General features: G+C 69.3%; 11 protein-coding genes. 5 read left to right on the top strand and 6 right to left on the bottom strand.

Annotation, left to right across the window (positions count from 1 at the left end):
- Positions 1-824: 824 nt before the first annotated feature.
- Together BKA25_RS02520 and BKA25_RS02515 are read right to left on the bottom strand one after the other, a co-directional pair.
- Positions 825-1,508 carry a response regulator gene (locus BKA25_RS02520; RefSeq protein ID WP_069852448.1) on the bottom strand — a complete coding sequence of 228 codons (684 nt, stop codon included), beginning with the start codon at positions 1,506-1,508 and terminating at the stop codon, positions 825-827.
- Positions 1,509-1,527: 19 nt separating this feature from the next.
- Entirely contained in the window at positions 1,528-2,862 is a 1,335-nt protein-coding gene (locus BKA25_RS02515; protein ID WP_084643420.1) for a PspC domain-containing protein, read from the bottom strand.
- Positions 2,863-3,086: 224 nt separating this feature from the next.
- Here BKA25_RS02515 and BKA25_RS02510 point away from each other — a divergent pair, with 224 nt between their 5' ends.
- From BKA25_RS02510 to BKA25_RS02500, 3 genes are read left to right on the top strand one after another with little or no spacing between them, the layout of a single operon-like run.
- The gene (locus BKA25_RS02510; protein WP_084643421.1) at positions 3,087-4,484 is read left to right on the top strand and encodes a PspC domain-containing protein; all 1,398 of its coding nucleotides are present in this window, start codon (positions 3,087-3,089) and stop codon (positions 4,482-4,484) included.
- Positions 4,468-4,698 carry a hypothetical protein gene (locus BKA25_RS02505; protein WP_069852452.1) on the top strand — a complete coding sequence of 77 codons (231 nt, stop codon included), beginning with the start codon at positions 4,468-4,470 and terminating at the stop codon, positions 4,696-4,698. Before BKA25_RS02510 ends, BKA25_RS02505 begins: the two co-directional genes overlap by 17 nt.
- A gap of 55 nt (positions 4,699-4,753) precedes the next feature.
- Positions 4,754-5,785: a LacI family DNA-binding transcriptional regulator gene (locus BKA25_RS02500; RefSeq protein ID WP_084643422.1), complete on the top strand. Its 1,032-nt coding sequence runs from the start codon at positions 4,754-4,756 to the stop codon at positions 5,783-5,785.
- Between the two features lie 113 nt (positions 5,786-5,898).
- Here BKA25_RS02500 and guaA read toward each other — a convergent pair whose 3' ends face one another.
- On the bottom strand, positions 5,899-7,467 hold the full coding sequence (gene guaA, locus BKA25_RS02495; protein WP_069852454.1) for a glutamine-hydrolyzing GMP synthase: 1,569 nt from the start codon (positions 7,465-7,467) through the stop codon (positions 5,899-5,901).
- A gap of 163 nt (positions 7,468-7,630) precedes the next feature.
- Between guaA and BKA25_RS02490 the strand changes: the two genes are divergently transcribed.
- Entirely contained in the window at positions 7,631-9,073 is a 1,443-nt protein-coding gene (locus BKA25_RS02490) for an aldehyde dehydrogenase family protein (protein WP_221312306.1), read from the top strand.
- A 121-nt stretch (positions 9,074-9,194) separates the two neighbouring features.
- On the opposite strand, the gene BKA25_RS02485 is transcribed toward BKA25_RS02490, so the two are convergent.
- Positions 9,195-9,836 (bottom strand): NAD(P)-dependent oxidoreductase, encoded by a 642-nt coding sequence (locus tag BKA25_RS02485; RefSeq protein ID WP_069852458.1) that lies wholly within the window; start codon positions 9,834-9,836, stop codon positions 9,195-9,197.
- Positions 9,837-9,866: 30 nt separating this feature from the next.
- Positions 9,867-10,883 carry an EamA family transporter gene (locus tag BKA25_RS02480; protein ID WP_084643423.1) on the bottom strand — a complete coding sequence of 339 codons (1,017 nt, stop codon included), beginning with the start codon at positions 10,881-10,883 and terminating at the stop codon, positions 9,867-9,869.
- 71 nt (positions 10,884-10,954) lie between these two features.
- Between BKA25_RS02480 and BKA25_RS02475 the strand changes: the two genes are divergently transcribed.
- Entirely contained in the window at positions 10,955-11,452 is a 498-nt protein-coding gene (locus BKA25_RS02475) for a MarR family winged helix-turn-helix transcriptional regulator (protein WP_157421290.1), read from the top strand.
- A 166-nt stretch (positions 11,453-11,618) separates the two neighbouring features.
- Here BKA25_RS02475 and BKA25_RS02470 read toward each other — a convergent pair whose 3' ends face one another.
- Positions 11,619-12,749, bottom strand: coding sequence for a GuaB3 family IMP dehydrogenase-related protein (locus BKA25_RS02470; RefSeq protein ID WP_069852463.1), 1,131 nt, complete (start codon positions 12,747-12,749; stop codon positions 11,619-11,621).
- Positions 12,750-12,832: the final 83 nt, after the last annotated feature.

Raw genomic sequence — 12,832 nt, 5'->3', positions numbered from 1 at the left:
ATCGAGCGTTGCCACGCAGAATCGGCAAGTCATGGCCGTCTTACCTATGGCAGCCCCACTTATGCCCCCGCCGTCCCAGTCCCCCCTGGTGACGGCCGCATCGCGGGGGAGGCCGGACCTTCCGCTGCCGCTCCCCGACCGGTCTCCCCCGCCCCCGAACCGATTCTCGTCGCGGCTGGCTATCGGACAGTGCTGTCCGGCTCGCTCGAACCAATCGCGGCATAAAGGAGCAGCTAGATGGCCCTGGTCAACCCCGGCGCGCCATTGTTCTGGGAAGCAATCGCACCCGAGAACGGTCTTATCTGGAATCGACACGGCGCACCGGGAATCCGCCCCGATCCGGGAACCCGAGTCACCGCGTTCTGCGGTGCCGAGTTCCGAATACCGACCCCGAATGCACGCGCGGTGATCCGTCTCCAACGAACCTGTCTCCGCTGCGCCGACCATGCATGGAAGCTACGAACCGGCCTCGACTGGCCGCCCTCGGATCTACACCGCTGACGAGGAGGACGCCTCGGCGCCGCTGTAGAACGTCGGCGAGATAGGGACACCCGCGTGCGCGGGGAGGACATGTCGGATGCGGCGGACTCGATCGCCAGCCTGGGAACACCCCCGCGTGCGCGGGGCGGATGCGTTCTTCGCCGATGTGCAGGAGTGGGAGTCGGGAACACCCCCGCGTGCGCGGGGCGGATACTTGTTGACCTGGGGTTCTACCGACGGGTAACCAGTTTTTCGACCACTTGGGATTTCAGGCTAGGACAAGCATGGCAGGCCGAACGGGCTGCCAGACAGCAGCCCACCCGACCCCCAATCCACCGCCAACCTCAGATCAACCGCCGGTCCGTGGCCCACCGCGACAGCTCGTAGCGGTTGGACAGCTGGGTCTTGCGCAGCACGCTCGACACGTGGGTCTCGACCGTCTTGACCGAGATGAAGAGTTCCGCCGCGATCTCCTTGTAGGCGTAACCCCTGGCCAGCAGGCGCAGGACATCGCGCTCCCGTGGCGTGAGCAGGTCGAGTTCGGGGTCGTTGATCGGCGCGGCGCCGGGGCGGTCGGCGAAGGCGTCGAGCACGAAGCCAGCCAGGCGGGGCGAGAAGACGGCGTCGCCGTGATGCACTCGCACAACGGCGTCGACCAGTTCTCTGGCCGAGATGGTCTTGGTGACGTAGCCTCTGGCGCCCGCCCGGATCACCGCGATGACGTCCTCCGCCGCGTCCGACACCGACAGGGCCAGGAAGACCACGTTGGGGTGCGTCTTGCGAGCCCGGCGCAGCACCTCGGCACCGCCGCCGTCGGGCATGTGGACGTCGAGCAGCACCACGTCGGGCTCGAAGTGCCCGATTCCGGCGACCGCCTCCCCCACCGAACCGGCCTCGCCGACGACCTCGATGATCCCGCTGGCATTGGTCAGCTCGGCCTTGGCACCGGTGCGGAACAAGGCGTGATCGTCGACCAGGAACACGCGGACCGGCTGGGTCTGACCGGTTTTCGCCTCGGGGTGGTTCACCAGTGGGGTTCCTCTCGGTTCAACGCTTGTCGCCGGTGCGTGGGAGGCGGAGCGCGACTTCGGTGCCCTCGCCGGGTGCGGTGCGCAATCGCACGGTTCCGCCGTGACGTTCCATCCTGCCGTGGATCGAGTCGGCGAGACCATGTCGGTCCTGCGACACCGTCGTCGGATCGAAGCCCTTGCCTCGGTCGCGTACGAACAGCTCGATCTGCTCGGGTTCGATCTCGACGAAGACGCTCACCTCGCCGACCTCCGCGTGCTTCGCGGCATTGACCATCGCCTCCCTGGCGGCCCAGACGGCGGCCAGCACCCGATCATCCACCTCGCAGTCGCCGACCACCACCTGCTGCACCTTGATGGCGAAGGTGTCCTCGACCTCGCCGCAGACCTCGCTGACCACCTCGGCCAGGGTCTTGGCCGAGGTGGGCTCGGCCGGCGGTGCATCGGTGTCGGCGTCCGCGCCGCCCGCCCGGCTCGAACCGCCGTAGCCGGTGGCGCCGTACAGCCAGGTTCGCAGCTGACGTTCCTGGCTTCTGGCCAGCCGTCGGACCTCCTTGTCGTTCTCCGCCTGTTTCTGGATCAACGCCAGGGTCTGGAGCACGGAATCGTGCAGGTGCGCGGCGATCTCCGCGCGCTCCTCGGTTCGGATTCGGGCGAATCGCTCCTCGTCGAGATCCCGGACCAGCCGCAACCACCAGGGCAGCGTGAGTACCGCGGTGCCGATCAGGGTGACGATCACCGAGAGCAGCGCGAACTGGAGCGGCGCCAGCGCCAGGCTGTCGACCAGCAGAACGACGATTCCGGTGATCACCAGTGCTGCGCCGGAAAGGCTGCGGATGATCGCGCCCCGGCCGCCATTGCCGATGAAGACCTCGGCGACCCCGGTCCGAGCGCCCTGCGCCCAGCGTCGACGCTGGGTCTCGTCGGCCTCCCGCCAGACCAGCACGGCACCGATCAACGCCACCGAGGCCGGGAAGAACAACTGGCCGCTCAGGCCCTGCCCGAAGGACGACGTGGCCACCAAGAGGCCGAAGCCGAGCACCACCATGCCAATGGCCTGGGTGCGTTCCCTCGGGCTGTCCGGTTCCGCGACATCGACGGATCGCTGCCGCACCACCGCCCACAGTGCGCCGTAGACGACCACGCCGAGGCCGTCGACCGCCGCGAGGAGGGTGATGATGACCCGGACCCACCGCACGTCGACGCGCAGGTGATCGGCGAGCCCACCCGCGACGCCCGCGATCACCCGCGAGGAGCGACGACGACGCAGTGTCCGCCCGGTGGTGGCCTCGGCGCTCGTCCTCGGATCCCGACGCGCCTGGGCGGTCCGCTGCGAACCCGCGGCCGCCGACATATCGGGCACGGACTGCCTCCCGTCGCGATCAGCCTGTACTGCCACGATCTCATCGTCACACGCGCGCGGTGCACTGCCATCAGGGAGCGACCCGGACCCTAACGGGTGGTGGCGAGGGAACGGCTCAGGGGTTCCCCCGATGGCATGGAGGATGCTGGCGAGCATCCTGAACGAGGAATCGGGATGCTCCCGGTGACGCTTTGCGAGACGGACGGTGGAGACAGATGGGTTCAGCAGGTCCCGCTCGGCCCGCTGGGTCGACCTCGACCGGGGAAGGACGGTTCGAGGACAACATCCGGGATATGTGGCGGACTCGTCCGGTTCGTCGTAGCGATGATCGCAAGATCGCGGGCGTGGCCGCGGGTATCGCCCGGCGCTACGACCTCGATCCGACGTTGGTCCGCGTCGTCCTCGTCGTCACCTCCTTCTACGGCGGCTGCGGCATTCTGATCTACCTGTTGGGTTGGCTGTTCCTGCGCCAGCAGAACGAGCTGTCCTCGCCTGCCGAGGCGCTGGCCGGTCGCGGCAGGCGTACCGCCACCCTGCTCGGCGCGATCATGCTGCCCGCCCTGCTGGTCATGGCGATCATCCCGATCATGGGCTGGGTGCTGTCCAACGCGTTCACCAGTGCGGTGTGCCTCGGTGGGGTCGGCGTCGCGCTGTATCTGCTGCATGTCCAGCGAAGGGACACCGGCCAGCCGACGGTCAACTGGCCGCAGACCGCACACGTCGTCGACGACTTCCACAGCGCCGCCGAGGCGCCCACCACCGCCTTCGGCACCCCTGCGGCCGCGCCCTTCACGCCCGAGTCCGAGGTCGGCTACCCCACGGATCGATTTCCGGGCAGCCCCACGGCGGGCACCGCACAGCAGCGCGCAGGCGAGCCGGAACCGCCTGCCTGGGACCCGCTGGGCGTCGCGCCCTTCGCCTGGCAACTGCCGGACCCGGTCGACCATCGAGCACCCGCCCCGGAACCGGAACCGGCCCCGGCGCCCACCCGTCGAGTGCGGTCCAGGGTCACCCCGATCACGATCGGCGCCGCGCTGTTGACCTTCGCCATCGGAATGCCGTTGTTGGAATCGGCCGGCTGGTTGACCCAGCCGAGGATGCTCGCCTTGATCCTCGCCGTTCTGGGCATCGGCATGGTCGTCGGCGCGTTCCGCAGCGGTGGCCGGGGGTTGATCTGGGTGAGCGCCCCGATCGCCGCCGTCGCGATGCTGGTGTCCCTGGTTCCGATTCACGAGACCGGTGGCTGGCTGGACGCGGGCAGTACCCATCTCAGGGTCAGCGAACCGGAACAGCTTCGGGACGCCTATCGACGTTCTCTCGGGGCGATCGAACTGGATCTGACCGAACTGACGATCCCCGAGGGCGAGACGCTGCGCACCGAGGTGATGCTGAACCTGGGCGGCAACATCGAGGTGATCGTGCCGCCCGATATGGCGGTCAGCGCCACCTGCCAGGTTCGGCTCGGTGGCATGTCCTGTCTTGGCGAGGAGAACTACGGCGAGAACGAGCAGATCCATGTCGCGGACCGACCCGATGGGCCGGATTCGGCCGGGGGAACGCTGGAGTTGGACGCCTATCTCGGGTTGGGAGAGCTGAATGTCACGCGGCGCTGAGCGCAGAGATCGCAAGAGGGCGAGCCTCCGCGGTCCCCGGGACCTCCTGACGCTGGTCAGCGGCGTGATCGCACTGCTGGTCGCGGGCTATGTACTCGCCAACAGCATCGGTTGGGTCCCCCTGTACCAGGCCAGATGGCTGCTCGCTGCGGGTGCCGTGATCATCGGTCTGGTGTTGTTGCTCGGCTCGCTCCGGTCGCGTCGCGAAGAGTGATCCGAATGCCGTCTCGGCGGAAGACGTAGAGTTCTTCGGCGGAGGTGCGCAAGGGGTGTCGATACAGCCAAGCGGTGAACATCGGCCCACGTTGGAGGATGTCGCCGCGCTGGCGGGGGTCTCACGGGCAACCGTGTCCAGGGTGGTCAACAACTCGCCGAGGGTAAGCCCGGAAGCCAAGGATTCGGTGTATTCCGCGATCCGCGAACTCGGTTATGTGCCCAACCGCGCAGCCAGAACGCTGGTGACCAGACGCACCGGGGCCGTCGCGGTGGTGATCTCGGAACCGGAATCGAAGATCTTCGACGATCCCCGCTTCGCCACCGTGGTCCGCGCGGCCGCCAACAGGTTGGGCGAGCTGGACGCCGCGATGGTGCTGATGCTGGTGCACTCCCCCGCCGACGAGGCACGCATCGAACGCTTCCTGCTGGGCGGCCACGTCGACGGCGCCCTGCTGTTCACCCCGCATCGCGGCGATCCGCTGCCCACGGCGATGGCCGCGCTGCCCATTCCCACGGTCTTCGGCGGCCGTCCGTGGACCGCGAACGGTTCGCTGCACCTGGTGGACACCGACAACCGGGAGGGCGGCCGGATCGGCACCCAACACCTGCTGGATCTGGGCAGGAAACGGGTGGTCAGCGTGACGGGGCCGTTGGACGAGCATGCCGCCATCGACCGCTTGGAGGGCTGGCGGCTGGCCATCGGGGCCGATGAGGCGGCCACGGCACGGCTCACCGAGTCCGGACACTTCGCCCGCGAGGGCGGCAAGCAGGCGATGTATCGGCTATTGGAGCGGGTGCCCGACCTCGACGGGGTGTTCGCGGCAAGCGATCTGATGGCGGCCGGGGCGATCGACGCCCTGACCACGGCGGGCAGGCGGGTTCCGCAGGATGTCGCCGTGGTCGGCTTCGATGACCAACCGGCGGTGGCGCCGCACACCAACCCACCGTTGACGACCATCGCGCAGGACGCCTCGGAGCAGGTGCGGCGCATGGTTCATCGACTCACCCGCCTGATCGCGGGCGAGGACCTCGCAGGCGGGATGGAGGTCCTTCCGGTGCATCTGGTGCGTCGGGCCTCCGCCTGAGGGACGGACCCGCGCACACCGGTCAGCCAAGACGATTCGGGCCGGCCCGTGGTACGAGCCGACCCGAATCGCGGTCTAATCGACGTCCGCCGAGCGCAGCGGCGCCCGGTCGATCACTCCCACTCGATGGTGCCCGGCGGCTTGCTCGTGACGTCCAGGGTCACCCGATTCACCTCGGGCACCTCGTTGGTGACCCGGGTGGAGATGCGCTCCAAGACCTCGTAGGGCATCCGCATCCAGTCGGCGGTCATGGCGTCCTCACTCGACACCGGACGCAGCACGATCGGGTGGCCGTAGGTCCGGCCGTCGCCCTGCACACCCACCGAGCGGACGTCGGCGAGCAGCACCACCGGGCACTGCCAGATCTCTCGATCCAGCCCGGCCGAGGTCAGTTCCTCCCGGACGATGGCGTCCGCCGCACGCAGCGTCTCCAACCTCTCCGCAGTCACCTCGCCGATGATCCGGATCCCGAGGCCGGGGCCGGGGAACGGCTGCCGCTGCACGATGGTCTCCGGCAGTCCCAGTTCGAGGCCCACCCGACGAACCTCGTCCTTGAACAGGGCCCGCAGCGGCTCGACCAGCTCGAACTGCAGGTCGTCCGGCAGCCCGCCCACGTTGTGGTGGCTCTTGATGTTGGCCGTCCCGGTGCCGCCACCGGACTCGACGACGTCCGGGTACAGGGTGCCCTGCACGAGGAAGTCCACGGAGGTGCCGTGCTCGCCTGCCTCGGCCTGCAGGTCCCGCGCGGCCTGCTCGAACACCCGGATGAACTCCCGGCCGATGATCTTGCGCTTCTGCTCGGGGTCGGTGACGCCCGCCAACGCGTCCAGGAACCGGTCCTTGGCGTCGACGGTGACCAGCCGGACGCCGGTGGCGGCCACCAGGTCCTGCTCGACCTGGCTGCGTTCGCCCGACCGCAGCAGGCCGTGGTCGACGAAGACACAGGTCAGCTGGTCGCCGACGGCGCGCTGGACCAGGGCCGCTGCCACGGCGGAGTCGACGCCACCCGACAGCGCGCAGATGACCCGGCCGCTGCCGATCTGCTTGCGGATCAGTTCGACCTGTTCCTCGACGATCGAGGCGGTGGTCCAATCGGGGCCCAGCCCGGCGACGTCACGAAGGAAGCGGCGCAGCACCTCTTGGCCGTGCGGCGAGTGCGCCACCTCGGGGTGGTACTGCACGCCCGCGAGCCTGCGGTCGACGTCCTCGAAGGCGGCGACCGGGGCGCCAGCGCTGCTCGCCGTCACGGCGAAGCCCGCCGGCGCCTCGGTGACGGCGTCCCCGTGGCTCATCCACACCGGGTGCCGACCGGGCAGGTCCGTGTGCAGGACACCGCCGTCCGACTCGAGGTCGGTCCGGCCGTACTCGCGGCTTCCGGTGTGCGCCACGGTGCCGCCCAGGGCCCTGGCCATCGCCTGGAACCCGTAACAGATGCCGAACACGGGGACTCCGGAGGTCAACAGCTCCGGGTCGAGATCGGGGGCCTCGTCGGCGTAGACACTGGCCGGACCGCCGGAGAGCACCACGGCCGCCGGGTCACGGGCCAGCAGCTCGGCGGTGGGCGTCGAATGCGGCACCACCTCGGAGTACACCTGCGCCTCGCGGACACGACGTGCGATGAGCTGGGCATACTGGGCGCCGAAATCGACGACGAGAACCGGCCCCTTCGCACTGCTGGGCACTGGCGAACCTCCATACACGACGAGTCCTGGCTGACACGCCCATCGTCCCAGGTGAGACCGCCGGCCCGAGCAGCGGTGTCGGCTTCCCTCGGCAGAGTGAGTCTCAGACCACACCGACCCTCGATCCGCCTGCACCTGAAGATCACCCACATACGGTGTCGGAGTGGATATCACCGATAGCGCTACCGGCGCAGTGGACGCCTTCGTACCCACACCCAGGCCCAGCTGGATCGCGGGGAACGCCGAGCCGAACGACCGCAGACAGGAGGTTCGCCACCCCTACGACGAGACGGAGGTGGCGACGATCTGCGTGCCCGACGCCGACCAGATCTGGCGGGCGGTGCAGGGCACGGTGGCCGCGACGCGCGAGATCGCGGCCGTATCGCCTCACTCTCGCACCGCCGTGTTGAACGCGGTGGCCGAGGGGATCAGCGAGCGGGCCGAGGAGTTCGCGGAGATCATCACCGCCGAGAACGGCAAGCCGCTGCGCTGGGCCGAGGTGGAGGTGGCTGCTGCTGCCTCGGTGTTCCGGCTGGCGGCGGCCGCGGTCGATGCGGGCGCGGGCGAGCCGAACCGCTGGACGTCGGGGGTACTGGCCCGGCGAACCCCGCGTGGCCCGGTACTGGCCATGACGTCGGCGGAGTACCCGCTGGCCAGCGCGGCACGGCAGGTCGCCGCCGCCATCGCCGCAGGCTGCCCGGTGCTGGTGGCGCCGCCGTTGCGCACCCCGCTGGCGGCGTTGATGCTCGGCGAGCTGCTGGCCGAGGTCGACCTCGTCGATGGTGCCTTCTCGGTGCTGCCGGTGGACGAGGAGGCGACCCGCGCGCTCGCCGACGACCAGCGCGCCTCGGTCCTCTCGGTGAGTGGCGCCCGGGAGGTCTCGGCGCATCGGATCGTGGCGGGCAGGCATCTCGTGCTGGAACTCGGCGGCGTCACGACCGCACTGATCTGCGCGGACTGGGCGGCGCCTGCCGACCTGGACCGGGCGGCCGATCGGATCGCCGAATTCGGTACCCATCAGGCGGGTCAGTCCGTCGCGGCGCTGCAACGGGTGTTGGTCGACGCATCGGTGTACGCCGAGTTCCTGCCCCGGCTGGTGGCGGCGATGCGCAAACTACGCACCGGCGACCCGCATGATCCCGAGGTTCAGGTCGGACCGTTGATCGATGAGGCGGCCGCCCGCGAGGTGCACGCCCGGATCACCGAGGCCGTCGAGGCGGGCGCGGAGATCGTGGTTGGCGGAGATCGGTCCGGCACCACGGTGGAGCCGACCGTGCTCACCGGTGTGCCCTCGACATCGCGCCTGTGGCGGGAACCGGTGTTCGGTCCCGTACTGGTCGTGTCGGCCGCCGCAGACCTGCAGGCGGCGTTCGCGCAGGTCGAGGACGCGCCAATCCTGGGACGGGCCTCGGTCTTCACCCACGATCTGCGGGTGGCCTTCCAGGCCGGTACGGCGTTGGCCGTCGAGGAGCTCGTGGTCGGCGACGTGCCTGCGCCGGAGGCCAGGGGTGCGGCGGGTGATGATCCCGATCGCGATGGGCTGCACCGACTGTTGGTGGAGTTCACCGTCGAGCGGCGCACCGTGTTCGCGGCGGAGTTGCCCTGACCACGATCGCGTTGGTTCGCCTCGGCGATGCAGTCCGAGGTTCTGGTGGGTTCGAAGACACGCGGGGGCCTGCTGCACCGGCGCGCTCGGTGCAGCAGTCAGGCCTCGCGGCCCGATCGGATCAGTAGCCGACGGTGAACCTGGTCCGATGGTGCTTCGGTCGTTCGGCCTCGTCCACCAATGCCACCGCGAAGTCCTCCAGCGAGATGCGTGAATCGCCTGCCGCGTCCACCAGGAGCTCGTCGGCGCCGAGCCGGTATCGACCGGTGCGCTCGCCCGGCTCCAGCAAGGCGGGCGGGCTCAGATAGGCCCAGTCCGCGCCGCCGAGGTCAGCCCGGCAGGCGGCGAGCTGGTCATCGCAGGCCAGCGCGATGGCCCGTAGTTCGGTGGGGAAATCCGGATCCTCGACCACGGTGGCGCCGTCGGTGCCCGGCACGATCAAGCCTGCCGCCCCGCCGACGAGGATCAGTCGCACTCCGGATTGCGCGGCTCCGGCCAACAGCGCTTCGGCGGATTCGGTCAGCTCGTGCTCGCGGCCGGACACCGGTCGGGTCGCGCTGATCACGACGTCCTGGCCCGCGCTGGCCGCAGCCACGTCCGCCGCCTGCCGGACGTCGCCGACCCGGGTCCGGACCTGCGAGGGCAGCCCGCCGCGGCGGCGAGCATCCCGGATCACGGCTAGGACCTCGTGCCCCCTGGATAACGCCTCGGCGAGCACTCGGCCGCCCACGCTTCCGGTGGTGCCGAACAGGGTGATGCGCATTGTTTGGTCCTTTCCGTCGATGCGGCTGGATTACCGCGCCGGTTGCTGCGGGTCGGTGGGTTCCGGAACCGGAGATCGGGCCGGAACGTTGTGGGACTTCGGGCGCGGGCGCGGGTTGGCGGACGCGCCGCCGACCGGAACCCATTGATCGGTGCCTGGCTCGGAGGTCGCCGCAGGCTTGCCCGCGTCGGTGGGCTTGGGCCGCTGCGCCGCGATGAGCGCACCGAGCACCACGAGCGCACCCACCAGTTGGGCACCGGTGAGTTCCTCGCCGAGCACCACCCAGCCCAGGGCGGTGGCGACCAGCGGGCTGAGCAGGGTGAGGAAGGTGACGTCGGTCGCGGGCAACAGCCAAATGCCTCGGAACCAGAGTGCGTAGGACAACGCGGCACCGATCAGCATCAGGTAGCCGTAGCCGAGCAGGTTCTGGCCGGTCAGCGTCGTCGGCGGCGGTCCTTCGACGAGCAGGGCAACCGGCAGTAGCAGGGTGCCGCCCGCGATGAGCTGCCAACCGGTGCTCGCCAGCAGCAGTGGCGCCGTCGAGGTCCAACGTTTGCTCAGCACGACGCCGACCGCCATGACCACCGCCCCGCCGAAGGCGGCCAGCAGGCCAACCGCGTCCAGCCGGGCCTGCGCCCGCAGTACCAGCAGGGCGACGCCCGCGATTCCCGCCGTGGCGGCGATCAGGGTCCGTCTGCTGAGCTGCTGTCCCAGCAGGCCCGCCGCGAAGAAGGCGACCAACAGCGGCTGGACCGCGCCGACGGTGGCCGCCACCCCGCCCGGCAGCCGATAGGCGGCGATGAACAGCAGCGCGAGGAAGGCGCCGATATTGAGTCCGCCCAGTACCAGCGAACGCCACCACCAGCTGCCCTGCGGGAGCTTGCGGGTGATCGCGAGCAGCAACAGACCGGCAGGCAGGGATCGGATGACGGCCGCCAGCAGGGGACGTCCCGGCGGTAATAGCTCGGTGGTGACGAGGTAGGTACTCCCCCAGATTGCCGGTGCCAGCGCCGTGAGCGCCAACACTCCGACTCGATTGCTTAGCACTAAGCGAAAATAGCATTTTGCTTAGCGCTAAGACAACCGAGGTGCCAATGAGGGTTGGCTACGCTGCCGTCGTGGCAGATCACGTCGACCGAGTGTTGGAGCAGTGGGCAGCGCAACGCCCGGACCTGGATGTATCGCCGATGGCGGTGATCGGGCGGCTGTCCAGGGTCAAACAGCTGGTCGACGCCGATATGCGTCGGACCTTCGCCGCCCACGGACTCGACCGCGCATCATTCGATGTACTGGCCACTCTGCGGCGCAGCAACCCGCCGCACCGGCTCACCCCCGCAGAGCTGATGCGGTCGGCGATGGTGACCTCGGGCGCCATCACCCAGCGCCTCGACCGACTTCAAGACCGTGGCCTGGTGACCAGGGCACCGAGTGAATCCGACGGCCGAGGTGTCCAGGTCGCCCTCACCGATGAAGGGCTCACGCTGGTCGATCGAGTGCTGCCCGATCACCTCGCCACCGAGCAACGACTGCTCGCCGGGCTGAGCGCCACCCAGCGCGAGACCCTCGCCGGGGCGCTCCGGGAACTATTGGAATCGCTCGGCGACGACGTGCGGTAAACGCTCATCCCGCCCGAACGGTTGGATGGTGTTGCTCGGCCCGCCGTGAGCACAGCGCCGCCGGATTCCCCGGGCGTACCAATACGAAGGCCGCAGCCGGAACGGGCTCGACTCCGACTGGAGAACAAGCCGTTCCGGCTGCGGCCGAACGTGATCGAAAGGCGACTCACCGACGCACGGTGAGACCCACCTTCTGGAATTCCTTGAGGTCGGAGTAGCCGGTCTTGGCCATCGCACGACGCAGCGCGCCGAACAGGTTCACGTTGCCCAGCGGGTCGGAGGACGGGCCGAACAGCAGCGTCTCCAGGTCGTACTCCGAGCTGGGAACCGGGAAGATCTCGCTTCGGGGCAGCGACGGGTGCGCTGCGGCCGAGGTCCAGTAGTAGCCCTGCGCGGGGGCCTCGCTGGCCAGCGCCAACGGCTCCCCGAGCATCACCGCGTCCGCGCCGCAGGCGATCGCCTTGGCGATGTCACCGGAGGTGCCCATGCCGCCGTCGGCGAGCACGTGCACGTACCGACCGCCGGTCTCATCCAGGTAATCGCGGCGGGCCGAGGCGGCATCCGCGATCGCCGTGGCCATCGGCACCCCGATCCCCAGCACATCGGTCGTCGTGGTGCTGGTGGCGTGGCCGAATCCGACGATCACGCCTGCCGCACCGGTCCGCATCAGGTGCATCGCGGTGCGGTAGTCGCCGACGCCACCCGCGATCACCGGGACATCCAGCTCGGCGATGAAGCGCTTGAGGTTCAGCGGCTCGCTGTCGCGGACCACGTGCTCGGCGGAGATGATCGTGCCCTGGAGCACCAGGATCTCGACGCCTGCGGCGAGCAGGTCCGGGGTGAGTTCCTCGGCGTGCTGCGGGCTGACCCGCACCGCGACGTGCGCGCCGGAGTCGCGGATCTCCTTGATCGACTGCGACAGCAGGTCCAACCGGATCGGCGCGGCGTGCAGCTCCTGGAGCAACCGGACGGCCGCGTTGGGGTCCTCATCGTTGTCCGCGGCGTTGACCAGCCGGAACATGACGTCCTCGACATCGGCGTGCCGGGCCCACAGTCCCTCGGCATTCAGGACGGCCAGCCCGCCCAGCTCACCGATCCGCACCGCGGTGGCGGGCGAGACGATCGCGTCCGTGGGGTGGGTGACCAGCGGGATATCGAAACGGTAGGCATCGATCTGCCAACCCAATGAGACGTCCTTCGACGACCGCGTACGACGAGACGGCACGATCTCCACGTCGTCGAGGTCGTAAGCACGCATCGCTGTGCGTCCTCTACCGATCTCCACCTGATCCCGCACGTCCCACTCCCTACGCCGTTCCAGCAGAGGAAGCCATTGTGAAGCGCCCGGTCGACGGCGCCGACCCCGGGGGTCCGCCGAAC

This window comes from Actinoalloteichus hymeniacidonis, assembly GCF_014203365.1.
GTDB classification, from domain to species: domain Bacteria; phylum Actinomycetota; class Actinomycetes; order Mycobacteriales; family Pseudonocardiaceae; genus Actinoalloteichus_A; species Actinoalloteichus_A hymeniacidonis.
The sequence above is the reverse complement of the archived record's forward strand: the minus strand, read 5'-3'. Positions and strand labels throughout refer to the sequence as shown.

Coding starts and splice junctions, on each gene's coding strand:
- BKA25_RS02505 (WP_069852452.1), top strand. CDS start 4,468: ATGTCACGCGGCGCTGAGCGCAGAGATCGCAAGAGGGCGAGCCTCCGC.
- BKA25_RS02510 (WP_084643421.1), top strand. CDS start 3,087: ATGGGTTCAGCAGGTCCCGCTCGGCCCGCTGGGTCGACCTCGACCGGG.
- BKA25_RS02515 (WP_084643420.1), bottom strand. CDS start 2,862: ATGTCGGCGGCCGCGGGTTCGCAGCGGACCGCCCAGGCGCGTCGGGAT.
- BKA25_RS02485 (WP_069852458.1), bottom strand. CDS start 9,836: ATGCGCATCACCCTGTTCGGCACCACCGGAAGCGTGGGCGGCCGAGTG.